Below are 26313 nucleotides of genomic sequence, written 5' to 3'. Positions count from 1 at the left end.
CTTCTGCGTCCCCCGGCGGCGTCGAGGATGCGCCCCCGGGCCGGACCCCTTGCGCCCCCCGGCCCGGCCCCCCGTCGCCGGGCCCGGCGGGTCCCCCGACCCCGCCGCTCAGGTGGACCCGCGTCCGGCCAACGGCCAACGAGCCCCGTCGCCGGGCCCGGCGGGTCCCCCGACCCCGCCCCCGTCCCTCCGGCGCCTCACCGGAACTGGGCCAGGAAGCGCAGGTCGTTCTGGAAGAACAGGCGCAGGTCGTCGATGTCGTACTTGATCATGGCGATGCGCTCGACGCCCATGCCGAAGGCGAAGCCCGAGACCTGCTCGGGATCGTAGCCGCCGGCCCGCAGCACCGCGGGGTGCACCAGACCCGAGCCGAGGATCTCGATCCACCCGGTGCCGCCGCAGGTCCGGCACCCCCTCCCACCGCACAGCGGGCAGGACACGTCCATCTCGGCGCTGGGCTCGGTGAAGGGGAAGTAGCTCGGGCGGAACCGGTAGCGGGTGTCCGGGCCGAACATCCGGCGGGCGAACTCCGCCAGGGTGCCCTTGAGGTGGGCGAAGCCGATGCCGCGGTCCACCAACAGCCCTTCCACCTGGTGGAACATCGGCGAGTGGGTGGCGTCGTCATCCCGGCGGTAGACCCGGCCCGGTGCGATGATCCGCACCGGCAGCCGCGGCGCCTTGGCCTCCATGTACCGCACCTGGACGGGGGAGGTGTGGGTCCTGAGCAGGATGTCGCCCGCCAGGTAGAAGGTGTCGTGCATGTCCCGCGCGGGATGGTCGGGCGGGATGTTGAGCGCCTCGAAGTTGTAGTAGTCCCGCTCCACCTCCGGCCCCTCCGCGACGGTGAACCCCAGCCCGCGGAAGATCTCGATGATCTCCATCTCCACGCGGCGCAGCGGGTGGCGGCGCCCACGCCACACCGGTCGACCGGGCAGCGTGACGTCGATCCGCTCGGCCTCCAGGCGACGCGCCTCCTCCTGGGCCGCCAGCGCCTGCCGGCGCCGGGCCAGGGCCGCCTCCACCGCCTCCCGGGCGGCGTTGGCCCGCTGGCCGAAGGCGGGACGCAGCTCGGGGGGCAGGCTGCCCGTCTGCCGGAGCAGCTGGCTGATGCGTCCCTTCTTGCCGAGCCACTCCACCCGCAGTCGCTCGAGTTCGGCCAGGTCGTGGGCCGCGGCGATGGCGGCCTCCGCCTGGCGCTGGAGGTCGGCGATGGAGGCGAGGGCCTGTCCCTCCCTCACCGCTTCGGAAGACCCCTGACTCACCGGCTGGTCACCCTCTCCATGCCGTGGCACCCTTCGCTTCGCCCTGGCTCGATGCCCTGGGAACAAAAAACGCCGCCCCGTCCGGGGGCGGACTGGATGCCGCGGTACCACCCTGGTTCGCGCCGGCCTCGCGGTCCGGCGCCTCGGCGGGTCGGGCCCTGGGGCCGACCCCGGGGCGCTAACGGGCCCCGCCCGGAACGGCCTACTGCGGACGAACCGGCCCCCGCCCGACCTCAGGCGCCGCCAGGCGTCGCCCCGGCGGCGGGTCGGACCGCGTTGCCGGTCGTCCGGTTCAGCCGCCGGCTCCCGGGGGAACTTCGCCCGGCCGTGCCCTGGGCGGGCTTGCAGCCGCGACCCGCCCTCTCTGGAGGGTCCTGCCGGGGTACTCGCCCGGTCATCGCCCGCATCCTTCGCGCTTCGCCCTGCGTCCTTCGCGCTACCGCGCTCGCGAGCCTCCGCGCCTCGCGCCGGCGAGCCCCGGCCATCCTGGGGTCGGTCGGTCAGCGGGAGCGGTCGGTCCGCGCCGTCTCGCCACCGTCGCCGGCCTGCCGACCCCATCGTGTCGTGGCGGCGGCTTGCAGCGCATCGTGTCGTGGCGGCGGCTTGCAGCGCTCCGGTCGCCCGAGCCTCGCGATCGCGCTCGGTGGGCGTGATCGCGCTCGGTGGGCTCGCTGGGGATGGGTCCGCAGGGCTGACGCTGGCGCCGATGGTCCCCGCCGCGGGAGGGGCCGGGTGCCGTCCGCCCCGGACCCACGGCGATGACCCCTGGCGGTGCCGGGACCGCGGGGCGCCCGAGTTGGAGCCGACGTCCCCGCCGGGGTTCCCCGGCAGCTGCTCCCAGGCCGGCGCCGCCCCTGTCACCTTGATCGCTCCCCGCTGGCCGCGCCCCGATTTTCGCCGCGCACGGTGCGGGGGCGGTCCACGGCGCATGCTGCGGGGCAGTCCGCGGCGCGCGGTGCGGCCGCCCGCCGCCCGGCCCTCGGCGGCGCCCCGGCACGGTCGCCGCCCTCGCCGACTCCGTCGAGGGAGCCGGCTCGACGGGGCCGGCGTCCCTCGCTGCTGGCGCCCCCCCGTCCGGCTCACCCGGCGCCTCAGCCATCGGCACCCAACAGCAGCCGGTACAGCAGAAAGGCCACCACCGAGCCCGTGCGCTCGAACAGCTGCCAGAAGACGTCGGCCGTCAGCGGACCCATCGCGGCACCTCTCCCTGCCTGGCGGCCGCCTGCCAGTGTGGCGGCATTATAGCACGGGCCCCTGCGCACCCACAACCGGCGCGGCGACGGTCCCTTGCACGCCGCCGCCCCCGTCCGGGCGGCGGCGCCCGCCGCAGGCCGGCATCCTTGCGGTGGCCCGCCGCCGCATGGCACCACCGGCTGGCGGCCCCTCCGCGGCTGGGTTACCATCGCGGAGGAGGTGAGGCCGCCCATGCGCTGCCCGCTGTGCGACGTGCCCATGAAGGAGGTCGACCGCCGCGGCGTGCTCATCGACGTCTGCCCGGAGTGCCGCGGCGTGTGGCTCGACCGGGGCGAGCTCGAGAAGCTGCTGGCCGGCGCCGAGCGCTGGGAGGAAGAGGATTTCCGGCACCGCGGCGATCCCCGCTACGAGTCGCCGTACCCGCACCACCCGTACGGCCGCAAGCGCCGGAAGCACTTCCTGGACGACCTCTTCGACTTCGACCTGCCGTTCTTCGGCGACGACTGACCCGCCGCCCGCGGCGGCCCCTCGCCCGCCGCGGGCGAAGGCCGCGCCCCGACCCCGCTCCCGCGCCCTGGACGGGCGGCCGCCCCCAGGGTCGCACGGGCGCAGCGGCACGACGGGCGGGCGATCCCGCTGCGCTCAGTCTCCCTCGGTAGCACGGGTCGCGGCGGCGGACCGCAGGGCCCGTTGCCGGGCCGCCTCATAGAGCAGGATGGTGCCGGCCATGGCCACGTTGAGCGAACCGATGCCCCCCGCCAGGGGGATCGCCACCCGGCCCGTGGCGTGGCCGGCGACCTCCGGGCTCACCCCGCTCCCCTCGTTGCCCACGACCAGCAGGACGGGCTGGCGCCAGTCCACGTCCCAGCAGGCGGTGGACCCCTCCGCCTCGGCCAGCCACACCTGGAGCCCCGCCGCCCGGGCGGATGCGGCGGCCTCCGCCGCCGCATCCGCCCGGGCCAGGGGCAGCCGCAGGCACGCCCCCGCCGAGGCCCGCACGGCCCGGGGGTGGTAGGGGTCCACCGTCCCCGGCACCAGCACCGCGCCCGCAGCCCCGAGCCCCTCCGCGGCCCGCAGCAGCGTGCCCAGGTTGCCGGGATCCTGGACGCCGTCGAGCAAGAGCACCAGCGGCAGGTGCGCCGTCTCCACCCGGCCCCACCACGCCCGCCCGACGGGGGCGGGTTCGTCCACCGCCACCTCGGCCACGATCCCCTGGGGGGTCTCCGTCGTCGCCACCGCCTCCAGCAGCCGATCCGGGACCTCGGCCAGCTCCGTGCCGGCTGCGGCGAGGGCCCGGAGCAGCGCCGCGCCGGCCGGTGAGGCGGCGAACGCCTCCGTGTAGACCGCCTGGCGCACCGTCCGCCCGGCGGCCAGCGCCTCTTCCACGAACCGCCGCCCCTCGACCAGGGTGGCGCCCAGCCGCCGCCGGTGGCGTCGGTCCTGCAGCTTGCGGAGCCGCTTGATGCGCGGGTTCTGGGGCGAGGTGATGCGCATGGCCGACGACCCGTCCCCTCCTCCCGGGAGCCCCGGACCCGCCGGCGCGGGTGCGCCCCCCGCCGTGGCGCCTCGACGCCGGGGCCGAGGCTCCGATGCGAGGCTCAGATGCCGAGTTCCTCCTGCATGCGGCGGATGTCGGCGTTGGAGCCGATGACCACCACCACATCCCGCGCCTCGATGACGGCCGACGCGCCGGGGGAGACGACGACGTCGTCCCCGCGCCGGATGGCGATCACCGTCACCCGGAACCGGTTGCGCAGCCGCAGCTGCTCCAGGCTCTTGCCCACCATGTCGCCGCCGGCCTGGAGCTCGACGACGCTGACGTCGGGCGAGACCTCGATGTAGTCCAGGAAGTGCGCCGACACCATGCGCTGGGCGACCCGCGTCCCCATGTCCCGCTCGGGGAAGACCACCCGGTCGGCGCCGATGCGCTGCAGCACCCGCCCGTGGTGTTCGCTGACCGCCTTGGCCACCACCCGGCGCACGCCTATCTCCTTGAGCATCAGCGTAACCAGCACGCTGGCCTCCACGTCGCCGATGGCCACCACCACCACGTCGAAGTTGCGCAGCCCCAGGGACCGCAGCACCTCTTCGTCCGTCGCATCGGCAGCGACCACGTGGGTCGCGTGCGGGACCATCTCCTGCACGATCTCCTCGTCGACGTCGACGCCCAGCACGCTGAAGCCCATGTCGTACAGGGTGGTCGCCACCGCGCGACCGAACCGGCCGAGGCCGATGACGGCGAACTCACGGACGGGCATGGTGCCCCTCCCTCCCCCTTGGCGCGCCGGCGACCGGCACCGTCCCCGGGGCCGGCCGCCGCCCGGGCTCCTTCCGCGGCGGTCCGCCCACCCCCCGGCCCTCGGTCCCCGCTCCGCCGCGGTCCCGCGCGGCGTCCCCACCGCGGTCCCCCGCGCGCGTCGCCGGCGCCCGCTCCCAACCCCGCCGACCCGGCGGGACCCCGCCGGGTCGCGGCCTCCGCCCCTCTCCCTCAGCCGACCAGCACCCGCTCCTCGGGGTAGCGCAGCACCCGGGGCCGCCGGCCGCGGCGGGTGAGGGCCACGGCCAGGGTGAGCGGCCCGACCCGGCCCGCATACATGGTCAGCAAGATCAGGACCTTCCCCACGGGCGTCAACTCCGGCGTGATGCCGAGGCTGAGGCCCACGGTGCCGAAGGCGGAGACGACCTCGAAGACCGTGGCCTCCAGCGCGTGACCGTCCCAGAGCAGCATGCCCATGGTCACCGCCAGCACCAGCCCCGCCGCCAGCACCGCCAGCGCCAGCGCCTTGGCCGCCACCAGCGCCGGCACCCTCCGCTCCATCAGCACGAGTTCGTCGTCGCCCCGGACCGTGGCCCGCACCGTCGCCACCAGCAGGGCCACGGTGGTCGTCTTGATGCCGCCCGCCGTGCCCGCCGGCGACCCGCCGATGAACATGAGGAGGATCGTGGTCAACACCGTCAGGTTGGTGAGCTCGGCCATGGGCAGCATGTTGAACCCCGCCGTGCGCGGGGTGATGGCGTGGAAGAGCGCGGCCCACAGCTTGCGGTCCAGGGGCAGGGAGCCCAGGGTGGCCGGGTTCGACCACTCGCCGACGGCGACCAGCCCGGTGCCCACGGCCAGGAGGACCGCCGTGGTGACGAGGACCAGCCGCGAGTGCAGCGACAACCGGTGGCGGCGGTGCCGCAGCCGACGCCCCAGGTCCGCCAGCACGGTGAAGCCCAGGCCGCCGGCGACGATCAGGCCGCCGACGACCAGCGTGATCACCGGGTCGCCGGCGAAGCGCTCCAGGCTGGGGCGGCGGCTGTCGAATAGGTCGAAGCCGGCGTTGTTGAAGGCCGAGACGGCGTGGAACACGCCGCGGTAGGCCGCCAAGCCGAAGGGCACGTCGTAGGCCAACCACCAGTACAGCGTCAGCAAGGTCGCGCCCAGCAGCTCGAAGGCCAGGGTCACGGTGGCGACGTAGAGCACCAGCCGCACCATGCCGGCCGGCGACAGCTGGCCCAGGGCCTCCTGGATGATCAGGCGCTCGCGGAAGGTGATCCGCTTCCCGACCAGCAGGGCGAAGAGGGTCGACATGGTCATGACGCCCAGGCCGCCGACCTGGATCAGGCCCAGGATGACCAGCTCGCCGAAGGTGGAGAAGGTCTCGGCGGTGTTGGTCACCACCAGGCCGGTCACGCACACGGCGGACGTCGCGGTGAACAGGGCGTCGAGGTAGCTCACCCGCCGGCCGGGCTCCCACGCCGCGGACAGGCTCAGCAAGAGGGTCCCCACGACGATGACGCCCGCGAACCCCAGGGCGAGGATCTGCGCCGGGTTGGGCTCCCGCGGCGGTGCACCCGAAGGGCGGGTCGGGCGTTGGAGCGGGTCGGGGTCTGCGGCGGTGCGGCCATCGCCCGCGGTGGGCCTGTCCATCGTGGAGCCGGTTCCTCCCGAGGGGCGGACGGCGTCGGTCCCATCGTGCGCGAACGCCTTGGGGGCGGCCCGCCGCAGCGGGCCGCCCCCAAGGCGGATCGATCAGGCCCCCAGCGCCTGCCGGGCCCGCTCGACCACGGCGCGGAACGCGGCGTCGTCCCGGACGGCCAGGTCGGCCAGCACCTTGCGGTTGAGGGCGACCCCGGCCTTGCGCAGGCCGCTCATCAGGCGGCTGTACGAGAGGCCATACTGGCGGGCGGCCGCGTTGATGCGCTGGATCCACAGCCGGCGGAAGTCGCGCTTGCGCGCCCGCCGGTCGCGGTAGGCGTACCACAGGGAGTGCAGCACCTGCTCGTTGGCGGCCCGGAAGGTCTTGCTCCGTCGGCCGTAGTACCCCCGGGCCAGCTTCAGGATCTTCTTGTGTCGACGGCGGGTTCGGGGACCACCCTTGACCCGTGGCATCGCGTCTTCCTCCTCGTCGCAGACCGGACCGTCCCGTGCGCCGGGCGCCGAACCGCCCCGCGCCGGCGTGCTCCCGACCGCCGGACCGCGCGAAGACGCCCCGGTTCCCGCGCCGGAGGCGTCACGGCCCCGCCGGCCTGGGCTCCTGGAGCTGGCACCCCGGCGGCCCCAGGGCTAGCCGTAGGGCAGCAGCCGGCGGACGGTCCGGGTGTCGGCCGCCCCCAGCACCGCCGGACGGCGGAGCCGGCGCAGCCGCTTGGCGCTCTTCTTCTCGTTGAGGTGACCGCGGTTGCTGCGCTGGTGCTTGTAGCGACCGCGCGCCGTGCGGCGGAAGCGCTTGGCGGCACCGCGGTGGGTCTTCATCTTGGGCATCCTCGCCGCCTCCTCGACACCGGATCGCGCTGGACGCGATCGCCGAAGTTCGTTCCCGACCACCCGCGGGCGGTCGACCCTGCGTGCTCGGTCGGGTCGCGGCCGGACCCGGCGAGCCATGGGACGCGGGGTGGACTCACGTGCTGCGAGGCTCCCCGCCCCCCGGGGCCGATGCAGGACCGGCGTCGCCATCCGTCGGCCGGGCCTCGGTGGCCTCCCGCCGAGCGGCCGCCTGCACCTGGGGGCGCGGGGCCAGGACCATGGTCATGTTGCGGCCTTCGACCACCGGGCGCCGCTCGATGGTGGCGATGTCCTCCACCGCCCGGGCGAGCCGCTCCAGCACCTGGCGCCCGAGGTCCGCGTGAACGATCTCGCGCCCGCGGAACATGATGGTGGCCTTGACCTTGTTCCCGTCCTGCAGGAAGCGCCGGGCGTTGCGCAGCTTGACCTCGAAGTCGTGCTGGTCGATGCGGGGCCGCATCTTGACCTCTTTGACGTCGACGATCCGCTGGCGCTTGCGCGCCTCCCGATCCCGCTTGGACTGCTCGTACTTGTACTTCCCGTAGTCCATGATGCGGCACACGGGCGGACGGGCCTGGGGCGCCACCTCCACCAGGTCCAGGTTCCGCTCGTACGCCATGCGCAGCGCCTCGTGGGTCGGGAAGATGCCCAGCTGCTCGCCCTCGGGCGAGATCACCCGCACCTCGCGCACGCGAATCTGCTCGTTCACGCGCAAGTCCCTGACGATTGCGCGTCACCTCCGCCCCATTCGCCCGGTGCCCCTCCCGGGACGCGCGTCCCATGCCCGCAGGAGCCCGCGTGCAGAAACAACAAACGGGCGCAAGCGGCGCCCGCGATCCCCCGCGCGGCACCCGTGGGCTCGCCCTGCCGCGACGCCGCCGCCGAAGCCGCCCGCCGGCGGCCCGGCATCCCGCGGCTGCGCTCGGCGCCGCCGATGTCTGCCGGACCGCCGGAAGGCGCGCGGCGCTCCCAGCGCAACGCGCGTCCTCACGGCGAGGCGATCTCGCAGGATGCCGCCCGGTTGCGAACCCCAGCGGCAGCCCCTGGCGCCCTGGGGTGGGAAGCCCGCGCTTCCGCTTGCTCGGCCGATTGCAAATCGCCAGCCGTCGGCATGCGGCGGCTGGCCGGCTGCATTGTAGCACCGGTGCCAGCGACCGTCAATCGTCGGGTCCCGTCGCGCGTCCCCCCTGCGGTCCTGCCTGGGGGCCCACCCTGCCGCGGGGGCCGGCGCCCGTCGGCGCGGGCGCGGGGGTCCGGCATCCCCGGCGCCCCTCGGTGCGCTCGGCCCGCGGCAAAGCGGCGTCAGTCGTCGCGGGCGCGGGGGTCCAGCACGTCCCGCAGGCCGTCGCCCAGCAGGTTGAACCCCAGCACCACCAGCATGATGGCCAGCCCGGGGAAGGTCATGTTCCAGGGCGCCACGCGGAAGACGGTGCGCGCATCGTTCAGCATCCGGCCCCACTCGGGGGCGGGCGGCTGGGCGCCCAGACCGAGGAAGCTCAGCGCCGCCGCGTCCAGGACCGCCGTGCCGACCCCCAGCGTGGCCTGCACGATCAGGGGGGCCAGGGCGTTGGGCAGGATGTGACGCACGATGATCCGCGCGTCGGAGAGGCCCTGCGCCCGCGCCGCCACGACGTAGTCCTGCTCCCGCAGGGACAGCACCTGCCCCCGGACGAGGCGCATGTACTGCGGCACCGAGACCAGGGCCACAGCCAGCATGGTGTTCTCCAGGCTGGGCCCCAGGAACGCCGCGAAGGCGATGGCCAGGAGGATGCTGGGGAAGGCGAGCATCAGGTCCACCAGCCGCCCCGAGATCAGGTCGAACCAGCCCCCGTAGTACCCCGCCAGGGCCCCCCATGCGGTCCCCACGGCGGCGGCCATCAGCATCGCCATGACGCCGACCCGGAGGGAGATGCGGGCCCCGTAGAGGATGCGGCTGAGCACGTCGCGACCCTGGTGGTCCGTGCCCAGCCAGTGCTCGGCCGACGGCGGCTGCAGCCGCCGGCCCAGGTCGGCGTCGCCGATGGGATCGTACGGTGCGAGCAGGGGGGCCAGCAGGGCGATCAGGACGAAGGCCGCCACGATGGCGCCCCCCAGCAGCGCCGAGCGATGGTTCAGCAGGCGCCGCCCCAGTCCGCGCGCCGGCGGAAGGGGCGCGCCCGGGGGCAGGGGCGTGGCGCCGGGCACGTCGTGGGCTACGGCTGCCATCGGCTTCCCTCCGTGTCTCCGTGTCTCCGTCCCTCGCCCGGTGCGGCAGCGCCAACCGGCCCCGCCCACCGACCGGCGGCGGCGCCACCGCGGTCCCGGGTCCGCGGTCAGTCGTACCGGATGCGCGGGTCGACCAGGGCATACAGCAGGTCGACCACCAGGTTCGTCAGCACGAACAGGGTGGCCACGACGAAGACGGCCCCCTGCACGGCGGGGTAGTCGCGGGCGCCGATGGAGTCGACGATGTATCGGCCCACCCCGTTGATGGAGAAGATGGTCTCCGTCAACACCGCGCCCCCGAGCAGCATCCCGACCTGCAGCCCCGTCACCGTCAGCACCGGCAGCAGGGCATTGGGCAGGGCGTGGCGCAGGGTGACGACGCGCTCGAGCAAGCCCTTCGCCCGTGCGGTCCGCACGTAGTCCTGCTTGAGCACCTCCAGCAGGCTCGAGCGGGTCATGCGGGCAATCAGCGCGGTGGGGATGGTCGCCAGGGCCAGGGCCGGCATCACCAGGTGTCGCACGGCGTCGACGAAGGCGGGCCCGTTGCCCACCAGCAGGGTGTCGACCAGGTACATGCCGGTGATGAAGGGGACCTGGGCCTCGTACTCCACCGACAGCCGGCCCGACGGCGGCAGCCACTTCAGGTCCACCGCCAGGAAGTACATCATCACCAAGCCCAGCCAGAAGATGGGCATCGAGACGCCCACCAGCGACCCCGCCATCACGCCGTAGTCCAGCACCGTGCGCCGGCGCACCGCGGCGATGACCCCGGCCAGCACGCCCACCGGGACGGCGATCGCCATGGCGGCCAGGGTCAGCTCGATGGTCGCCGGGAGCCGCACCGCGATGTCATGGGCCACGGGAAGGCCGCTGCGCAGCGAGCGGCCGAGGTCGCCGTGGAGCAGCCGCCCCGCGAAGCGGGCGTACTGGACCCAGAAGGGATCGTTGAGCCCCATCTCCTCCCGGAGCTGCGCGAGGAGCTCCGGCGAGGCCCGCTCGCCCAGGATCGCCTGGGCGGGATCGCCGGGGATCAGGTACATGAAGCCGAAGACCGCCACCGAGATGCCGAAGAGGGTGGGGATCAGGAGCAGCAGCCGCTTGACCACGTACCGCAGCATGCTCTCGCCTCGCACCTGGCACGCGCGCGAATGCGGACCCGCTCCGCGGTCGACCCCTGGGGACCTCCCGCGGGGGGACCACCCGCGGGCGAGGCGGCGCGGGACCTCACCCCGCGCCCGCACCCGCTGCACCGGCACGGGCAGGCCGGGGCGGCACCGCCGCCCCGGCCTGCCCGGCGGGCCGGCGAAGCGCCGGCGCTGGCACCGGCAGCCCCCGGCGGGCGGGGCCGCACCGGTCGCGGTGCGGCCCCGCCCGCCACGGTCCTCGCCGCGCTAGCGCGTCACCGACACCTTGTGGAGCTTCTCGCTGCCCAGCGGGCTCGGCACCAGCCCCTCCACGCCCTTGCGCACGATGATGGGTGAACGGGCGTGGGCCAGGGGGATCATCGGCACGTCCCGATGGATGATCTCCTGGGCCTCCTTGTACAGCTGCTCCCGGACCGACTGCTCCGGCGTGCGCTGGGCCCGGATCAGCAGCCGGTGCACCTCCTCGCTGCGGTAGAAGGAGATGTTGCCGGCCCCCGGCGTCTTCGCGTTGTCCTTGTCCAGCAGCACGTAGAGGAAGTTGTCCGGGTCGCCGTTGTCGCCGATCCAGCCCAGGAGCGCCATGGGATGCTCGCCGTTGCCCGTCTTCTCCAGGTAGACGTCCCACTCGTGGGTGACGATCTCCGCCCGGATGCCCACCGCCGCCAGGTCCTGCTGGATCGCCTCGGCGATCTTCTGGGGCTCCGGCATGTAGGGCCGCGGCACCGGCATCGTCCAGAGCTCCGTCTCGAAGCCCTCGGGGTAGCCGGCCTCCGCCAGCAGCTGCTTCGCCTTCTCCGGGTCGTACGCGTAGTCCTGGATGGCGTCGTTGTAGCCCCACATGGCCGGCGGCAGCGGGTTCTTGGCCACCTGGCCGAGTTCGCCCCAGAAGGCCTCGACGATCTCCTGCTTGTTGATGGCGTGGGCGATGGCCCGGCGCACCCGCACGTCGTCGAAGGGCTCCTTGTCGTTGTTCAGCGCCAGGTAGCCGACGTTGTTGGCCTCCCGGTAGAGGATCTCGAACTGGCTCGTGTCCACCGTGGCCAGATCCGCCGGGTTGGGGTCCTCCATCACGTCGATGGTGCCGGCCATCAGCTCGGCCAGCCGCGCCGAGTTGTCCTTGATGGCCCGGTAGACGATGCGCCTCACCTTGGGCTTGGGCTCGCCCCACCACTGGTCGTAGGCCTCCAGGGTGATCTGCTGGTCGGGGATCCACTCCACGAACCGGTAGGGGCCCGTACCCACGGGATGGCGCCCGAAGTCGGCGCCGTACTTCTTGATCGCCTCCGGGCTGGCGATGGCGAAGCACGGCATGGCGAGGTTCTGCAGGAAGGACGCCAGGGGTTCCCGCAGGGTGAAGCGGACGGTGTACTCGTCCACCGCCTCGACCTTCGCGATGATCGACTGCTCGTCGAACCCGCCGAACATGTAGGCGTAGTACTCGAAGTTCTCGCCCTCGTGGCGGTGCGGGTTGTCGGTGTTCATCCAACGCTCGAAGTTGAAGACCACGGCCTCGGCGTTGAAGGGCGTCCCGTCGTGGAAGGTCACGCCCTGGCGCAGCTGGAAGGTCCACACCTTGCCGTCGTCGCTGACCTCCCAGTCGGCCGCGAGCCAGGGCTCGACCTCGGTGCTGCCCTCTTTGAACTCCACCAGGGTGTCGAAGATCTGGTGGGTCACCTTCAACGACTCGCCGTCGGTGACGTTGGCCGGATCCAGGGACACCGAATCGCCGCCTCGCCCCCAGACCAGGGTGTCCGCCGGCTGGCCGCCGTCGCCGCCGCCGGCGCCGCCCTCGCCCGCGCTCTGGGGCGGCGCGCCGCAGGCCGTGGCCAGGATCGCCACCGCCACCACCATGGCCGCCATCCCCAGCCGTCGCCGCCAACCGCTCACCATCCCAGCCCCCTCATCGCAAGCCCGGCCCGGCGGCGGTCGGCCTGACGGGGCACCGTGCCGCGGCGGGCCGGGCTGTCGTGCACCGCGAATCGCTTTTCGCCGCCCCCCAGCCGGTTCCTCCCCGCTGGCGGCCGGCCGCCGACCGTCGCCCTCACGCCGGGTTGCCGCGCCGCTCCCGGACCGCCGCCACCACCTGCTGGACGAACGCCTCCAGCGGCTGGCTGCCCAGGTCGCCGCGGTCGCGGCTGCGCACCGCCACCGTGCCCTCCTGGGCTTCGCGATCGCCCACCACCAGCATGTAGGGCACCTTCTCCACCTGGGCCTGGCGGATCTTGTAGCCCAGCTTCTCGTCGCGGGCGTCCACCTCGACCCGCAACCCCTCCTCGCGCAGGCGCTCCTCCACCCGCCGGGCGTAGTCGCGATGCCGCTCGCTGACCGGCAGCACCCGCACCTGGACCGGCGCCAGCCAGACCGGGAACGCGCCGGCGTAGTGCTCGATGAGGATGCCGATGAACCGCTCCAGCGACCCCATGATGGCCCGGTGGATCATCACCGGCCGCTGCTCCTGGCCGGCGGCGTCGACGTAGGTCAGGTCGAACCGGATCGGCATCTGGAAGTCCAGCTGGACCGTGGCGGTCTGCCACTTGCGGCCCAGCGAGTCGATGACGTAGAAGTCCAGCTTCGGCCCGTAGAAGGCGCCGTCGCCGGGCGCCAGGGCGTAGGGCCGGCCCGCCGCCTCCAGCGCCCGCGCCAGGGCGGCCTCGGCCCGCTCCCAGAGGGCGGGGTCGCCCATGAAGTCGTCGGGCCGGGTGGCCAGCTTGATCTCGTAGGGCATGGCGAAGGTGCCGTAGACGGCGTCCACCAGCTCCAGGACGCGGCCGATCTCCGCCTCGATCTGGTCCTCCCGGACGAACAGGTGCGCGTCGTCCTGCTCGAAGCCCCGCATCCGCAGCAGGCCGTGCAGCGTGCCCGACCGCTCGTAGCGGGCGAGGCGGCCGTACTCGGCCAGCCGCAGGGGCAGGTCGCGGTAGGAGCGGATGCGGCTGCGGTAGATCAGGCAGTGCCCCGGGCAGTTCATCGGCTTGACGCCGAAGTGGGCCCCCTCGCGCTCGATGAGGAACATGTTCTCGCGGTAGTGGTCCCAGTGGCCCGACCGGTGCCAGAGATCGACCTTGAGGATCTCGGGGGTGCGCACCTCCTGGTAGCCGTGGCGCGCCTGCAGCTCCCGGGAGAACTGCTCGAGGAGCCCGTACACCGTGGCGCCCTTGGGGTGCCAGAAGACGTACCCCGGCGCCACCTCCTCGAAGTGGAACAGGTCCAGCTCCGGCCCCAGCTTGCGGTGGTCGCGCCGCTTGGCCTCCTCCAGCCGCTGGAGGTGCTCCTCCAGCTCCTTGCGGGAGGGGAACGAGGTCCCGTAGATGCGGGTCAGCATCGGCCCCCGCTCGTCGCCCCGCCAGTAGGCGCCGGCCACCCCCGTCAGCTTGAAGGCCTTGATCCGGCCGGTGGAGGGCAGGTGGGGCCCCCGGCACAGGTCGACGAACTCCCCCTGTTCGTAGACCGTCAGCGGCTGGTCCTCCGGGATCGCCTCGATGATCTCCACCTTGTACCGCTCGCCCCGCGCCCGGAACAGGTCCAGGGCCTCCTGGCGTCCCACGGCCCGGCGGCGGATGGGCAGGTCCTCGGCGACGATGCGGGCCATCTCCTTCTCGATGGCCTCCAGGTCCTCGGTGGACAGCGGCCGCGGCGTCTCGATGTCGTAGTAGAAGCCGTCCTCCAGCGGCGGTCCCACCGCCAGCCGCGCCTCGGGCCAGAGGCGCTTGACCGCCTGGGCCATCAGGTGGGCGGTGCTGTGGCGGTACACCTCCCGGCCGGCTTCGTCCGCGAAGGTCAGGATCTCCAGCCGCCCGTCCTCCTCCAGGGGCCGGTTGAGGTCGATCACCTCCCCGTTCCAGCGGGCCGCGACGGCGTCCCGCGCCAGCCGCGCCCCGATCTCTTGCGCCACCTCCAGCGGCGTGGTCCCGCGGGGGACCTGGCGCTTGCTGCCGTCGGGCAGCTCGATCTCGATCCGGGCCGGTTCGTCCACCGGGATCACCCTCCTTCACGGTCGGTGCGCGGTCGGTGCGACCGGGGTCCGCTCTGCGACCGGCGTCCGCTCAAAGAAAAGGGCCCCGTCCCCAAGGGACGAGGCCGTCCTGCCTCGCGGTTCCACCCTTCTTGGCGCACCCGCGCCCGGTGGCGCCGACCCCGGGTCCGCGCGGGTGCGCCCGCTCGAGGCCCGTTAACGGGGGCGACCGGCCGGCGCTCGGAGGGAGACGGCGGCGGGTTCTGGACGCCGCGGGTCGGTGTCGGCCGGCGCCTTACCTTGGCCGGCCGCCGGCCCGAACCGCCCCCCGGCAGGGCCCTCCTGGCACCGGCGGCTCCGGGGTGGTGACCGGGGGCGGCGCTCCGGGGCGGGCTCCCAGCCCCCATCGCCCCTGGGTCGCGGGGCATCTGGGGACCCGCCCTCTCTGGCGGGGCCGGACCCCCGGCCGTGTCCCCCTCCTCGCCGTTGGTCTCGCCGAATCATAGCGAATTATAGCGGAAACGTCATAGGGAGCGGAAACGTCATAGGGAGACGAGCAACGCCTGCAGGAGGCCGACCAGGAATCCCAGCACCGCCCCCGACCACTCCACGAACCGCAGCTCCCGCCCGGCCAAGCGCACGACCAGCGCCTCGACGCCCGCCGGATCCAGCTCCAAGAGCTTGCGCTCCACCACGGAGCCCAGGCGCAGCCCCTCGCCGGCCGCGGCCAGCAAGCCCTCCGCAAGCTCGGGGAACCGGCGCCGGACCTCGAGCCCCGCGGCCTGGGCGACGCGGTCGGCCAGCTGGGTCGACCAGCTGCGGGGCAACCAGGCCGGCATCCGGGCCAGCACGGCCTCGCGCGCCATCTGCGCGACGGCGTCGGCCGCGGCGCGGTCCAACGGCAGGCGCCGCAGATGATCGCGCACGTCCGCGGCGGTCAGCAGATCGCGCTCCACCGCCTCGGCCAGGGCCCGCGCCAGATCCGCCTGGCGACGCGGCAGGAGGCCCTGGACCGTCCAGCCGACGACCGGGACCCGCCAGGGATGGACGGGACGGAAGAGGGCCCAGAGGGCCAGCCGGTTGGTCACCCAGCCGATCAGGCCGCCGGTAACGGGCAGGGTCAACCACGCGGTGTCCAACGGCCTCCCTCCCGGCCGCCACTATACCACGGCCGGCGGGGAACCCCCTTCCCGGCCGGCGCCACCGGGACGAACCGGCCCGCGAGTCGATCCGGGCCGGCGGGGATCGCACCGTCGGGCACGGGCTGCGGGGCGCTGCCTCCCCAGCGGGCTGCTGCCCATGACCGCCGGGGAGACCCGCGGCGTCTCTCGCGGGAGGGGCAGGCGCCCCCGGAGCGGCCCCGGATTGGAGAGAGGCCCCCGCAGCGCCCCGCCCCGGGCCGGCCGCGCCGGGACCGCCGCCGGGGCGCCGAGGGTGGCCGGGGGGCGGGCGGGATGCTGCGTGGAAGCCGGTGGCCTCTTCCGCCGGCCTCATGGGGAGGCGGGGGCTCAGCGCGATCCCGGGGCCGGCGCCGCGGGACGCCGCGCCCGGGACCGGCAACGGGCACAGCCCGGACACAGCTCCACCCGGTCGCCGAAGACCTGATCCAGGAGCTCCCTGGTCTCGCGGGAGAGGCCCCTGGCGCGGCGCCGCACGTGGACGACGAAGCGCCGCGCCCCCACCATGACCAGGGCGCTCAGGAGGGCGTCCCCGGCGTCCGCGGCGACCCCGGGCCCGGCGTTCGGCACCGGCCCCTCGCCGGTCGGTGCGGCCAAGGGCCGGCCGGCCTCGTCGGTCAGGATGAAGCTGCCCGAGGGCTCGACCAGCACGTGGACCACCGACAGCCGCGGCACCTGCAGATCGACGAACTGGCGCAGCAGCTGGACGAACTCGCGGTACTCCCGGTCCAGCAGGTACTCGTCCACCGCCCGGTCCGCCGCCAACTCCAGGGTCTCGACGTACTCGCGGCAGCGGAAGCGGAGGAACCCGTCGATCAGCAACAGGCGGGCCCCCTGGACGTACTCGGCCACCCGGCGGGTCAAGAGGTGGCGGAGCCGGGCGTCCCGGGCCGCGGCCGCCGCCATCCGCCGGCGCACCGCGTCCACCACCTCGAGGCGCTCGTCGGGCGCCAGGTGGGCGTATCGCCGCTTGAGGAACCGCTGGACCAGCAGCCAGCGGTGGTCCTCGTGCACGTAAGCCACCACGGCGCGCACCACCCGGGCCTCCCAGTCCCGCAGCAGCGGCGCCATCGCGTCGCCGGTGGCGATGTCCGCCGCCGCGGCCGCGCCCGGGGAGCGGGCGCGGCCGCGGGTGCCCCGGGACGCCCCGCCCGGGCTGGCCGCCGGGGCCGCCGCGTCGTCCCCGACGCCCTGGCTTCGCCCTGGGTCGCGGGCAGCCCGGGGAGGGCGCGGGCCGCCGCGCCCGTCAGCGGGGGCCGTCGGCGGCGCCGCGTCGCCGCGCCCGTCAGCGGGGGCCGTCGCCGGGCTCGCGTCGCTCCCATCGGCAGGGGCCGCCGCCGCAGTCAGGCCGGTACGTGCCGGGGCAGCGGGCCCGGTCGGGGCCGGCCGCCCCGCCTGCGCCTGGCGGGGCGCTCCCGGGGATTGCGGGGGCGCGAGGCCGCCCTCCGCGCGGAACGATCCCATCTCCCCCGCCAGACCGGCCAGCACGCTCCACCAGGCGGGATGGCGCCCCGTCGAGAGGCTCGAGGCAGCCGCCGACGGGATGCGGCCCCCCGCCGGACCCGGCACCGGGTCCCGCTCCCGCGGCTCCCGTTGGCGCTGCGGCGGAACCGGTCCGTGGACGGCCAGGAAGCACCAGCCCTCTCGGCGGTGTTCGACCACCTGGGGAGGGGACAGCCCCAGGGCAGCTGCCAGCGGCGCGTAGTCCACCAGCTCCCGTTCGAGACGCTCGCGCAAGGGATCGGGCCGTTGCGCGATCCCGATGACCAGGGGATCCATCATGGGCTTCGCCCCCTTCCCGCCGGCCTCCGCGGCCCGCCACCGCCCCGCCGGCCGGCGCCGTCCCCGCCCTGTCCCGGGCCGCCGCCGGAGGGCGACGGCTCGCCGGCCCTCTGCCCTCCCGCCGGCCCTCTGCCCTAGTGTGGGACGGACCGGTTTCCCGCAAACGGACCCCACGGGTCTGCCATGGCATATGGAGCATATGGATCGGCTGACCGGGACATGCCGTGGCCGGGAGCCCTCGACCCGCGCCGCGGCGCCCGGCGTCGGCGGTCACGGAGCCGCCGCAGGCGGCGACGGGCCGCGAAGGCGCCGCCTCGGCCCACGGCGCCCGTCGTCGGCGGTCACGGCGGCACCCGCGGGGGATGGGAGGAGCACAACGGCGCGCGGCGGGGGAAGGGCTCCGGGGTTCGCAGCAGGGGCAGCCGCATCCTCGTGCCATCGGGACATCGGGACCGGGCGGCGGGCCGGACGCCGGCAGGGGACGTGCCGACGGCCGCCGCACCCCCCGACGCGGTCCCAAGGCCTCGTGGGAAGGTCGCCACGAACGGCGAGACCGCCTCCCGGCCCGGCCGGAGGCGGTCTCGCCGCAAGGTCGCGAGGTCGCCTCGACGACGCCTACGCGCCGTCGCCCGGGTCGGCCGCCGCGTCCGCGGCCTCGCCCCCGAGCTGGGCGCGGATGGCGGGATCGGTGGCCGCCCACACCTGGGGCGCCCGGGCCCGGATGGCCTCTCCCACGGCCCGGCGCTGGGCGGCGGTCAGCCCGCTGAGGTCGACCACGCCCTTCATCGCCCGGGACATGTCGTTGACGTGACCCGCCAGGTGCTTGTACCCGACCATGGCCTGGCGGTCGATCCACATCGGGCTCGCCACCGCGCCGCGGATGCCCCTGCCGCCCGCGCCGCCCTGGGCGATCCAAACCACCCAGTACTGGCGCCCCGCCGGCACCTGGGCCGGGTCGTCCACCCAGCGCACGCCCTGTTCCACGCGGGACTTGGCGTGCAGCGCAGCCGGCGCGACCTCCGCGCGGTCGCCGTCCACCAGGATGGCCGCAAGCCCCCCCATGTGACTATGGGATCCCGTGCGGCTGCCCACCAGCGGCAGGCGCATGGGCCCACCGGCCGCCGGGGCGGCCCCGACGGGCACCCGGCCGCTTCCGTCTCGCCCGCCGGCCTGCACCGCCAGGCCGGGTTCGTCCGGACGGTCGGTCCTGGGATCCATCGGCGGCGCCAAGGGCTTCACCCTCCTCTCCGCCGGCCACGGCGCGCCCGAGGGCGCGCTCGCCCGTCCGCGCGGCTCAGTTGTCCCGGGTCGGGCGGCGCGCCGGCATCTCCTCCAGTCGGACGGGCACGCGGAACAGCTCGGCGCCCCGCAGCACGGTGACCTCCACCTGGTCCCCCGGGCGACGCCCCACCAGTCGCTTGCGCACGTCCCCGATGGTGTCCACGTGCTCGCCCTGCACGGCCACGATCATGTCGAACACCTGGAGCCCGGCCTTGTCCGCGGGGCTCGCAGGCACGACGCGGGTGATGACGATGCCCCGGTCCGCGGGCAGGTCGAAGGTGCGCACCCAGTTGTCGTCGATGACCTCGGCGTACCCCTGGATGCCCAGCCAAAGGTGCCGAACCGCCCCTTCCTGGAGGATCTGGTCGGCGATGGCCTCCACCAGGTGGATGGGCACGGCGAAGCCCAGGCCATCGCCCTCCAGCTTGGCGGTGGTCAGGCCGACCACGCGCCCGTCCAGCAGCGCCAGCGGACCGCCCGAGTTGCCCGGGTTGATGGGCGCGTCGGTCTGGATCAGGCCGTCCAGGGGCGTGCCGTTGGGGGTGGGCAACGACCGGTCGACCGCGGAGACGATCCCCATGGTCACGGTGGTGCCCAGGCCGAAGGGATTGCCCACGGCGATCACCGCCTGGCCCGGCCTGAGCTGGCGCGAATCACCGGTGCGCACCGTCGGCAGCGACCCGGCGGCGACCTCCACCACCGCCACGTCGTACAGCAGGTCGCGCCCCGCCACCTTGCCCACCAGGCGTCGCCCCGAGGGCAGCAGGACCGTCACCTCGGTGGCGCGACCGACCACATGGGCGTTGGTCAGGATCAGGCTGCGGTCGGGCTCGGAGCGCCAGATCAGGCCGGAACCCACGGCATCCAGGAGTCGACGGCCCCCGCGCCGGTGCTGGCGGGCGATCTGGACCACCGACGGGCTGACGGCCTCCACCGCGCGGGTGATCCACTGCGACAGCGGGTCCATCCAGGGCTGGGTCACTCCGAAGCCTCCTCTCCCTCGCGCAAGGCCGGGAGCGCGGGCCGGCGGCCCGCGCTCCCGGCCGGGCCGGCGCGCCCCCGCGCCGCTGCGCGGGGCGCGCCGGGACACCGCACGCCATGGAGCCCTTTCGCCCCCGCGGCCTGCGGCTCCTTCGCCGGACGGATTTGACTATCATTGACGTTTGTCTTCATTCTACGCCTGTGCTGGCGCCAGGGTCAACGAGCCCCCGAACCCCGCCCGTCCGCGGCCGCCCGCGGCTAGCGGCCCTCCACGCGGCCCCCCGACGAAGGGTTCCGAGGCGACGGGACGACCTGGACCGCAGCGGGCCGGCGCGCGCAAGGCGGACCGGACCGGCCGGCGGCACACCGCACCCGCCGCCACCCGGCGCCGCCGGGCCGGAACGGCACGTCGCCCGGAGCGCCGTCGCGGGTCGGCTGCGGGAACGGAAAGCGGGCACCGGAGCCATGCCGGTGCCCGCGGTGGGCGGTAGTGGACTCGAACCACTGACCCCGTCGACGTCAACGACGTGCTCTACCAGCTGAGCTAACCGCCCATGCCCTCCGCTTCCGCCGCCGGCTGCGACGTCCGCTGGCCGGCAGGTCGGCAGGTCGCATTATAGGAACGCCCGTCCGGCGCTGTCAAGGCGACCGCGGGATGCGTGGATCCCGCGGCCCTGAGGCCGCGGCCGGATTCGAACCGGCGAGTAAGGGCTTTGCAGGCCCCTGCCTTACCACTTGGCTACGCGGCCATGCGTATCGCGTCGGTTGTCCCCGGCCCTGCACCCCCGGCAACGTGGGCCTGCGTGCGGGCAGGTCTCGCATCGAGGCCTCGTCACCGGCGTCACCATCGCGCGCTATGATTATACCCGCCGTCCGCAACGGCTGTAAACGCGGCCTCCCCGCGCCGCGCGCGGGGCGACCATCCCACCCCCCGACGCCCGACGGCGCCCGACCGTCGCCCATGGGACCCAACCGCACCGGACCCTGCATCCCCACGGCGGCCGGCCTGCCTCCGGCGCCGATGGCGTCGGTGCACCCGACCCTGGCGCATCGGATCGGACCAGCGCCCGGCGGACCGTGGCGCGTCGGACCCACTCCCTTCAGCATGGGGCATCGGCTCCGACCACCGGACCGGCCGCGCGGGGATCGCCCCTAAAGTCACATCGGGGCAGGCGCCCCTGCCCCGACGCGACCCGCCGAGCGGGCTTGAGCGGGAGACGGGATTCGAACCCGCGGCCTTCTGCATGGCAAGCAGACGCTCTACCCCTGAGCTACTCCCGCATCCTCATCGACCCGCCCATGCGCCGCCCCTGCATGCGCCGACCACCGGGTGGCGCATGGAACGCGCACCAGGGGGGACCGCCAGGCGCCACCCCGCCCGCGGCGCGGACAGGGGTGGCGAGGCGGACCTTCCCGACCGCGTCCCGCAGTCCCTTAGTTTACTCGCGGCCCCGCGGTCGTCAACGTCCCCGGGGCCGGGGCGCTGGGCGGCGGCGCACCCGACCGGGAGGCCTCGGCTCCTTGGCAGGCATTCTCGCCCCCGCTTCGAAACATAAGCCGAGGTGCGGCTCGCGTCCCCCGACGTGCGGCTCGCAGCCGCCGACGGGCCATGCGCGCCCCCACGGGCTGCGCTGCGCCCCCCGGTCACGACGGCACGGGGCTCTCCCCGTGATGCCCGTTCGGGGTCGGGACGCCGGGCCCACGGTGGTCGCCTCACGCACGGTGGTCGCCTCACGCACCCCTGCCCCATCCCGGCCCGTCCCCGTCAGCTCGCGGCGGGGACGCGGCGGCCGCCAGGGGCGAGCCGGGGGGCGAGCTGCCCGGGAGAAAGGACGGTGGATGTCGTCGTGGCCGTCGGTTCCCGCTACAACCCCACCTGGGATCTGGACGTGTTCTTCCCCGGAGGAAGCCGATCCCCCGAGTTCGCGACCTTCCTCACCGCGCTGGCCGCGGACCTGGAGCGCCTCCAGGAGGAGCTCCGTCGTTTCGACCCCGCCAGCCCGGCGGAGCGCTGGGCGACGGTGGTCGACGCCCTGCAGGACGCCGGCGCCCGCCTGGGCCAGGCCGGCGCCTTCACCGTCTGCCTCGCGTCGCAAGACACCACCGACGAGCAGGCTCGCCTCCTGATCACCCGGGTCGGCGAGCTGCGTGCAGCCTACGCGAACCTCTGGACCGAGCTGGACCGCCACCTGCTGGCCGTGACCGACGAGGCCTGGCGCACGCTGCTGGCCCATCCCCGGCTGGAACCGCTCGCCTTCCCCCTGGACGAACGCCGCCGCCGCGCCCGGGAGCGGATGACCCCGGAGCTGGAGTCCCTGGCGAGCGCGCTGGCCGTGGACGGTTACCACGCCTGGGGCGACCTCTACGAGCTCGTGGCCGGTCGCATCCGCGTCCCGGTCGAAGAGGGCGGTCGTACGGTAGAGCTCTCCGTCGGGCAGGCGGCGAACCGGCTGGAGGACCCCGATCGCGCGGTGCGCGCGGCCGTGTTCGACCGCTGGGAGGAGGCGTGGGCCGCCGAGGCGGAGGTCATCGCCGCCGCGCTGAACCACCTGGCGGGGTTCCGCTGGCAGTGGTACCGCCGCCGCGGTTGGGAGGACGTGCTCAAGGAGCCGCTGGACGAGAACCGCATCCAGCGCACCACGCTGGAGGCCATGTGGGACGCGGTGGCGCGGCGGCGAGGCGCCCTGCTGGAGTACTTCCGGTGGAAGGCGGCGCGGCTTGGCGTGGAGCGGCTGGCGTGGTTCGACGTCGACGTGCCGGTCTTCCACGCGCGGGCCAGGGTGACCTATGACGAGGCGGCGGACTTCGTCATCGAACAATTCGGCCGCTTCAGCGAGGACCTGGCGGCCCTGGCCCGGCGCGCCTTCACCGAGCGCTGGATCGAGGCCGAGGACCGGCCCAACAAGCGGGCGGGCGGCTTCTGCACCGGCTTCCCCCTCAGCCGGCAGTCGCGGATCTTCATGACCTTCGGCGGAACCGCTTCCAACGTCGGCACCCTGGCCCACGAGCTCGGCCACGCGTACCACCAGTGGCTCATGGACCAGCTGCCCGTGCTTCTGCGCGACTACCCCATGTGCCTCGCCGAGACGGCGTCCACCTTCGCCGAACGGGTGGTGACCGATGCGGCCATCCAGCACGCGCCCGACGATCCCACGCGCCTGGCGTTCCTCGAGCAGCAGGTGCTGGACTGCGTCTCCTTCTGCATGAACATCCACGCGCGCTTCCTCTTCGAGACCGCCTTCTACCAGGCGCGTCGCCAGGGCCCGCTGAGCGTCGCCGACCTCAACCGGCTGATGGAGGACGCCCAGCGCCGCGCCTATCACGACAGCCTGGGGCGCTACCACCCCTATTTCTGGGCCTCCAAGCTGCACTTCTACGCCACGGACGCGCCGTTCTACAACTTCCCTTACACCTTCGGGTTCCTGTTCAGCTCGGGCCTCTACGGCCGCGCCCAGGAGGAGGGGCGCTCCTTCGCCCGGCGCTACGCGGCGCTGCTCCAGGACACGGGCCGCATGCCCGTGGAAGAACTGGCCCGGAAGCACCTGGGCGCCGACCTGACCAAGCCCGCCTTCTGGGAGGAGGCGCTGGACATGGCGCTGGCCCCGCTGGACCGGTTCCTCCGTCTGGCACGCCGGGGGGAGGAAGGGCGCTGACGGCCGACGGGGGAGCGGCCCGCGCCGCTCCCCCTCCCGCCCCATGGCCCCGACGGATGACCATCGACGCGTTGGCCCCCGGCGGGCGGGAAGGGCCTGGTTCGACGGACGGCTGGTTCCGGACGAGACCGCGGGATCCGATGGTCTCCCTGCCCACCCTCCAGCGCGAGGCCGCCGACCGGATGGACGCCCTGCCCTCCTCATTGTGGGTACCTTGTGGATTCAACGTCCGATCGCCCAGCCGTCCCCCGACGTTTGGCGGTAGCTTGGCGGTAGAAGGCCCCGCGGGCGCGCCATGGCAGTAGAAGCACGAAACCCGCGAAGCCTTGTGCCTCGCGGGTTTCTTGGTTGTGGCCCAGGGCGGATTCGAACCGCCGACACGGGGATTTTCAGTCCCCTGCTCTACCAACTGAGCTACCGGGCCGCATCGCACCTCCTGGCCGGTTCCCACCCGCGCACCCGGCGGCGCTCCGCCGCGTCGCATCGCATCCGGACGCGCGCCCACCGAGCAGCGGCGAGCCGACGAGGGAACCGCCGCTACTATACTCCATCTCCCTCCCGCACCGCAAGCCAGTCCTTGCCGCGCCTCGCGGCACCCCCAACGGCCCCTCCCGGCCCCGCGCCTCGCGCAGGCGGCGACGGGGCGGCGGCCCAAGCCCAGACCGGTCTGGGCGCCGAGGAGCCGCGACCCAGCCCTTCCCAGGGCGCTCTTCTGGTGGGCGAACCAGGAATCGAACCTGGGACCCCTCGCTTGTAAGGCGAGTGCTCTGCCGCTGAGCTATTCGCCCGCGTGACGCCCTGGGCTCCGCCCCCTGGGATGTTCGGCCTACCGTGACCGCGCATCAAACCCGCGGGCCGGCCCGCTGCCCTCGCGCATCCCGCGCCCGGACCCGCCTGCGCCCCCTCGGTGCAGCCTCACCCATGCCGCCACGGAGGGCCGGCTCGCCCTGGGCAGTCGTACGAGTCGGTCGCTGACCGGCGCGGGTCGGTCGCCGGCCAGTATACCACCGCCGCCCAGCCGGGTAAAGCGCACCGCACCCACCCGGGTCAAGCCGCGGACGACCGCGGAGGACGACCGCGGAAGGCGCTTCGCGCCCGCGCCGCCCCTCCCGGGTCCCGGTATGGCGACGCCAGAGGGCCTCGGAGGCTCAGGCGCGAGGCATCCTGTCGCGGCTCGACCCACGGTGCCGCCTTCGCCCTCCGCGGCCAACGCCTCCGGCCCCACCGCGACGCCAGCCCCCGGCCCCTGCCCCGGACCGCCGGGCGCGGCGCCCGTCGCCTCAGCCGGGTTGCCACAGCTTGAGGCCCGTCTCCGCGTCCGGATGGCGCACCAGGGACGGACCCTCGAGCACCCAGATGGTGTACTCGCAGGCGAAGACCCGCGTCCCCTCGAGGACGTGCCCGCCCCACGCCCGCCCCTGGCGGTCGCCCAGCGTCAGGTGCAGGTGGACGAAGGGTGACTCGCTGCCCGCCGTGCGACTGATGTTCCCCGTCCCCGCGAGGATCTCCGCCGGTTCGTCCAGGGTGAACTCGCGATAGACCCGTTCGCTTTGATCGTAGAAGGCCAGGCGCGCCCGCTCGACCGCCCCCAAGAGCTGCACCCAGCCCACGGCGATGGCGTGCTGGGCGGCCACCCCACCCAGTGCGGCCAGGATGTCGTCACCGCGCCGGAGGCGCCCCACCAGCACCCGGCGGACGCCGAACTCCGCCACAGACCTCCCCCTCCTCGCCCCGCATTCCACCGGCGCCCGGATCGGCACCCCCGCCTGCCGGGATCCATGGGGCCCCGACCGGGCCCCGCGGGGGCTACGCCGCCCCCGCGGGGTGGCCCACCCCGGCGTCGTCATCCCGTGACCGATGGGCCTCCCGCGCCAGCCGGTGACCGCGATAGAGCAGCCAAACCCCCAGCAGGTTGGCCACGGGCAACGCCACGGGCGCGCCGAGGCGCGTCAGGCTGCCGCCCGAGGCCAACACCAGCGTGCCCGCGACGAGCCAGAGCGCGTACGGATGGCGCGTCCGCCACCACGACGCGACGGCGCCGCCCAGCAGGAGCAGCGAACCCGGGATCGTCAACAGCGGCGAGAAGACGCGGACGGTGGCGTCGGTCCAACCCTCGCCGCCCACCGGTCCGCCACCCGCCAGGGCGGCCAGGTCCACCGGCGTCGCGGCCGCGACCCCCAGCATGGCGAGGCCGACCGCCGCCAGGAGCCCGAGGATCGCATGGGCCCAGGGCCGCGGCAGCACCAGGTACGCCGTCCCCGCGCCGAAGGCCGCGACCAGCCACGCCGCGCCGACGTACCAGAGCCGGTAAAGCCACGGCGTCCAGCCCACGACCGCCGCCGCGGCATCGGCCAGGGCGGTCAGCGCGAAGAGCACCAGGGCGACGAACCAGCACAGCGAGCTGGGCGCTCGCCGCCGCCGGAAGCTCTGTCCCACTTCGCGCGCGAAAAGAAGGGCCACGATGCCGCTTGCGGCATGCAGCCCCGCCGTCCACCAGATCAAGGGACGTCCTCCCCATCCCGCCCGCCGGACCGCGTCAGCGCAGGAGCCCCCGGCGAGGGTGGCTCAGACGGCCTCGACGTCGGTCACGCCCGGCACCCGTTCGCGCAGGATGCGCTCGATGCCGGCCTTCAACGTCATGATGGACATCGGGCAGCCCACGCATGCGCCGACGAGGCGCACCCGCACGACGCCGTTCTCGTCCACGTCCACCAGCTCGATGTCACCGCCGTCCATCTGGATCGCCGGACGGATGGACTCCAGCGCCTGCTCCACCTGCTCACGCATGGTCGTCGTCCTCCCGTGAGGGTGGGCGACCGCGCCCGGCGCGTCGCCGCTACACCCTGCCGATGCCCCCGGCGGCGCGGTCCGCCCTCCGCCGGCCGCCGGCGCAGGCCCCGACCCTTCGCCGG

General features: G+C 74.4%; 20 protein-coding genes and 5 tRNA genes. 2 read left to right on the top strand and 23 right to left on the bottom strand.

Features of this window, described 5'->3' with window-relative positions; all coding sequences use genetic code 11:
• Window positions 1-197: 197 nt before the first annotated feature.
• Window positions 198-1238 (bottom strand): phenylalanine--tRNA ligase subunit alpha, encoded by a 1041-nt coding sequence (gene pheS / locus Q5761_RS04095; protein WP_318751304.1) that lies wholly within the window; start codon window positions 1236-1238, stop codon window positions 198-200.
• A gap of 1449 nt (window positions 1239-2687) precedes the next feature.
• Between pheS and Q5761_RS04090 the strand changes: the two genes are divergently transcribed.
• Window positions 2688-2963 carry a zf-TFIIB domain-containing protein gene (locus Q5761_RS04090; protein ID WP_135225202.1) on the top strand — a complete coding sequence of 92 codons (276 nt, stop codon included), beginning with the start codon at window positions 2688-2690 and terminating at the stop codon, window positions 2961-2963.
• A 135-nt stretch (window positions 2964-3098) separates the two neighbouring features.
• Here Q5761_RS04090 and Q5761_RS04085 read toward each other — a convergent pair whose 3' ends face one another.
• The 17 genes from Q5761_RS04085 to Q5761_RS04005 form a co-directional block, all read right to left on the bottom strand.
• Window positions 3099-3950, bottom strand: a complete 852-nt coding sequence (locus Q5761_RS04085) for an RNA methyltransferase (RefSeq protein WP_318751303.1) — start codon at window positions 3948-3950, stop codon at window positions 3099-3101.
• 104 nt (window positions 3951-4054) lie between these two features.
• The gene (locus tag Q5761_RS04080; protein ID WP_318751302.1) at window positions 4055-4714 is read right to left on the bottom strand and encodes a potassium channel family protein; all 660 of its coding nucleotides are present in this window, start codon (window positions 4712-4714) and stop codon (window positions 4055-4057) included.
• A 230-nt stretch (window positions 4715-4944) separates the two neighbouring features.
• The gene (locus Q5761_RS04075; RefSeq protein ID WP_318751301.1) at window positions 4945-6369 is read right to left on the bottom strand and encodes a TrkH family potassium uptake protein; all 1425 of its coding nucleotides are present in this window, start codon (window positions 6367-6369) and stop codon (window positions 4945-4947) included.
• 102 nt (window positions 6370-6471) lie between these two features.
• Entirely contained in the window at window positions 6472-6831 is a 360-nt protein-coding gene (gene rplT / locus Q5761_RS04070; protein WP_135225198.1) for a 50S ribosomal protein L20, read from the bottom strand.
• A gap of 174 nt (window positions 6832-7005) precedes the next feature.
• A complete protein-coding gene (gene rpmI, locus Q5761_RS04065; protein ID WP_135225197.1) occupies window positions 7006-7203 on the bottom strand; it encodes a 50S ribosomal protein L35 in 198 nt (65 codons plus the stop codon).
• Between the two features lie 136 nt (window positions 7204-7339).
• Window positions 7340-7933: a translation initiation factor IF-3 gene (gene infC / locus Q5761_RS04060; RefSeq protein WP_135225196.1), complete on the bottom strand. Its 594-nt coding sequence runs from the start codon at window positions 7931-7933 to the stop codon at window positions 7340-7342.
• A 593-nt stretch (window positions 7934-8526) separates the two neighbouring features.
• Complete coding sequence (gene nikC / locus Q5761_RS04055) at window positions 8527-9429, bottom strand: nickel transporter permease (protein WP_318751300.1); 903 nt, start codon at window positions 9427-9429, stop codon at window positions 8527-8529.
• 107 nt (window positions 9430-9536) lie between these two features.
• Window positions 9537-10547, bottom strand: coding sequence for an ABC transporter permease (locus Q5761_RS04050; protein WP_135225194.1), 1011 nt, complete (start codon window positions 10545-10547; stop codon window positions 9537-9539).
• A gap of 273 nt (window positions 10548-10820) precedes the next feature.
• Complete coding sequence (locus Q5761_RS04045; protein WP_135225193.1) at window positions 10821-12464, bottom strand: ABC transporter substrate-binding protein; 1644 nt, start codon at window positions 12462-12464, stop codon at window positions 10821-10823.
• A gap of 151 nt (window positions 12465-12615) precedes the next feature.
• The gene (gene thrS, locus Q5761_RS04040; protein ID WP_243123246.1) at window positions 12616-14547 is read right to left on the bottom strand and encodes a threonine--tRNA ligase; all 1932 of its coding nucleotides are present in this window, start codon (window positions 14545-14547) and stop codon (window positions 12616-12618) included.
• Window positions 14548-15068: 521 nt separating this feature from the next.
• Window positions 15069-15665 carry a DUF445 domain-containing protein gene (locus Q5761_RS04035; RefSeq protein WP_135225192.1) on the bottom strand — a complete coding sequence of 199 codons (597 nt, stop codon included), beginning with the start codon at window positions 15663-15665 and terminating at the stop codon, window positions 15069-15071.
• A 369-nt stretch (window positions 15666-16034) separates the two neighbouring features.
• Entirely contained in the window at window positions 16035-17486 is a 1452-nt protein-coding gene (gene ytxC / locus Q5761_RS04030) for a sporulation protein YtxC (protein WP_318751299.1), read from the bottom strand.
• Between the two features lie 615 nt (window positions 17487-18101).
• Window positions 18102-18716: a YwhD family protein gene (locus tag Q5761_RS04025; RefSeq protein ID WP_318751298.1), complete on the bottom strand. Its 615-nt coding sequence runs from the start codon at window positions 18714-18716 to the stop codon at window positions 18102-18104.
• 64 nt (window positions 18717-18780) lie between these two features.
• The gene (locus tag Q5761_RS04020; RefSeq protein WP_135225189.1) at window positions 18781-19749 is read right to left on the bottom strand and encodes a S1C family serine protease; all 969 of its coding nucleotides are present in this window, start codon (window positions 19747-19749) and stop codon (window positions 18781-18783) included.
• A gap of 480 nt (window positions 19750-20229) precedes the next feature.
• Window positions 20230-20302, bottom strand: a tRNA-Val gene (locus Q5761_RS04015).
• Window positions 20303-20425: 123 nt separating this feature from the next.
• Window positions 20426-20497, bottom strand: a tRNA-Cys gene (locus tag Q5761_RS04010).
• Between the two features lie 460 nt (window positions 20498-20957).
• Window positions 20958-21029, bottom strand: a tRNA-Gly gene (locus Q5761_RS04005).
• A gap of 554 nt (window positions 21030-21583) precedes the next feature.
• Here Q5761_RS04005 and Q5761_RS04000 point away from each other — a divergent pair.
• Window positions 21584-23401, top strand: coding sequence for a M3 family oligoendopeptidase (locus Q5761_RS04000; protein WP_318751297.1), 1818 nt, complete (start codon window positions 21584-21586; stop codon window positions 23399-23401).
• A gap of 351 nt (window positions 23402-23752) precedes the next feature.
• On the opposite strand, the gene Q5761_RS03995 is transcribed toward Q5761_RS04000, so the two are convergent.
• From Q5761_RS03995 to Q5761_RS03975, 5 genes are all read right to left on the bottom strand, one after another.
• Window positions 23753-23825 (bottom strand) — tRNA-Phe (locus Q5761_RS03995).
• A 289-nt stretch (window positions 23826-24114) separates the two neighbouring features.
• Window positions 24115-24189: transfer RNA gene (locus Q5761_RS03990), tRNA-Val, on the bottom strand.
• Between the two features lie 492 nt (window positions 24190-24681).
• On the bottom strand, window positions 24682-25113 hold the full coding sequence (locus Q5761_RS03985) for a PPC domain-containing DNA-binding protein (RefSeq protein ID WP_318751296.1): 432 nt from the start codon (window positions 25111-25113) through the stop codon (window positions 24682-24684).
• A gap of 94 nt (window positions 25114-25207) precedes the next feature.
• The gene (locus Q5761_RS03980) at window positions 25208-25903 is read right to left on the bottom strand and encodes a hypothetical protein (RefSeq protein WP_318751295.1); all 696 of its coding nucleotides are present in this window, start codon (window positions 25901-25903) and stop codon (window positions 25208-25210) included.
• 63 nt (window positions 25904-25966) lie between these two features.
• Window positions 25967-26188 (bottom strand): NifU family protein, encoded by a 222-nt coding sequence (locus tag Q5761_RS03975; RefSeq protein WP_135225185.1) that lies wholly within the window; start codon window positions 26186-26188, stop codon window positions 25967-25969.
• Window positions 26189-26313 lie beyond the last annotated feature (125 nt).

Source organism: Thermaerobacter composti, from assembly GCF_033582035.1.
GTDB classification, from domain to species: domain Bacteria; phylum Bacillota; class Sulfobacillia; order Thermaerobacterales; family Thermaerobacteraceae; genus Thermaerobacter; species Thermaerobacter composti.
The sequence above is the reverse complement of the archived record's forward strand: the minus strand, read 5'-3'. Positions and strand labels throughout refer to the sequence as shown.

What these genes read in the sequence shown, in the direction of transcription:
- Q5761_RS04090 (WP_135225202.1), top strand. Translation starts at nt 2,688, where the DNA reads ATGCGCTGCCCGCTGTGCGACGTGCCCATGAAGGAGGTCGACCGCCGC.
- Q5761_RS04085 (WP_318751303.1), bottom strand. Translation starts at nt 3,950, where the DNA reads ATGCGCATCACCTCGCCCCAGAACCCGCGCATCAAGCGGCTCCGCAAG.
- Q5761_RS04080 (WP_318751302.1), bottom strand. Translation starts at nt 4,714, where the DNA reads ATGCCCGTCCGTGAGTTCGCCGTCATCGGCCTCGGCCGGTTCGGTCGC.
- Q5761_RS04075 (WP_318751301.1), bottom strand. Translation starts at nt 6,369, where the DNA reads ATGGACAGGCCCACCGCGGGCGATGGCCGCACCGCCGCAGACCCCGAC.
- rplT (WP_135225198.1), bottom strand. Translation starts at nt 6,831, where the DNA reads ATGCCACGGGTCAAGGGTGGTCCCCGAACCCGCCGTCGACACAAGAAG.
- rpmI (WP_135225197.1), bottom strand. Translation starts at nt 7,203, where the DNA reads ATGCCCAAGATGAAGACCCACCGCGGTGCCGCCAAGCGCTTCCGCCGC.
- nikC (WP_318751300.1), bottom strand. Translation starts at nt 9,429, where the DNA reads ATGGCAGCCGTAGCCCACGACGTGCCCGGCGCCACGCCCCTGCCCCCG.
- Q5761_RS04050 (WP_135225194.1), bottom strand. Translation starts at nt 10,547, where the DNA reads ATGCTGCGGTACGTGGTCAAGCGGCTGCTGCTCCTGATCCCCACCCTC.
- Q5761_RS04045 (WP_135225193.1), bottom strand. Translation starts at nt 12,464, where the DNA reads ATGGTGAGCGGTTGGCGGCGACGGCTGGGGATGGCGGCCATGGTGGTG.
- ytxC (WP_318751299.1), bottom strand. Translation starts at nt 17,486, where the DNA reads ATGATGGATCCCCTGGTCATCGGGATCGCGCAACGGCCCGATCCCTTG.
- Q5761_RS03975 (WP_135225185.1), bottom strand. Translation starts at nt 26,188, where the DNA reads ATGCGTGAGCAGGTGGAGCAGGCGCTGGAGTCCATCCGTCCGGCGATC.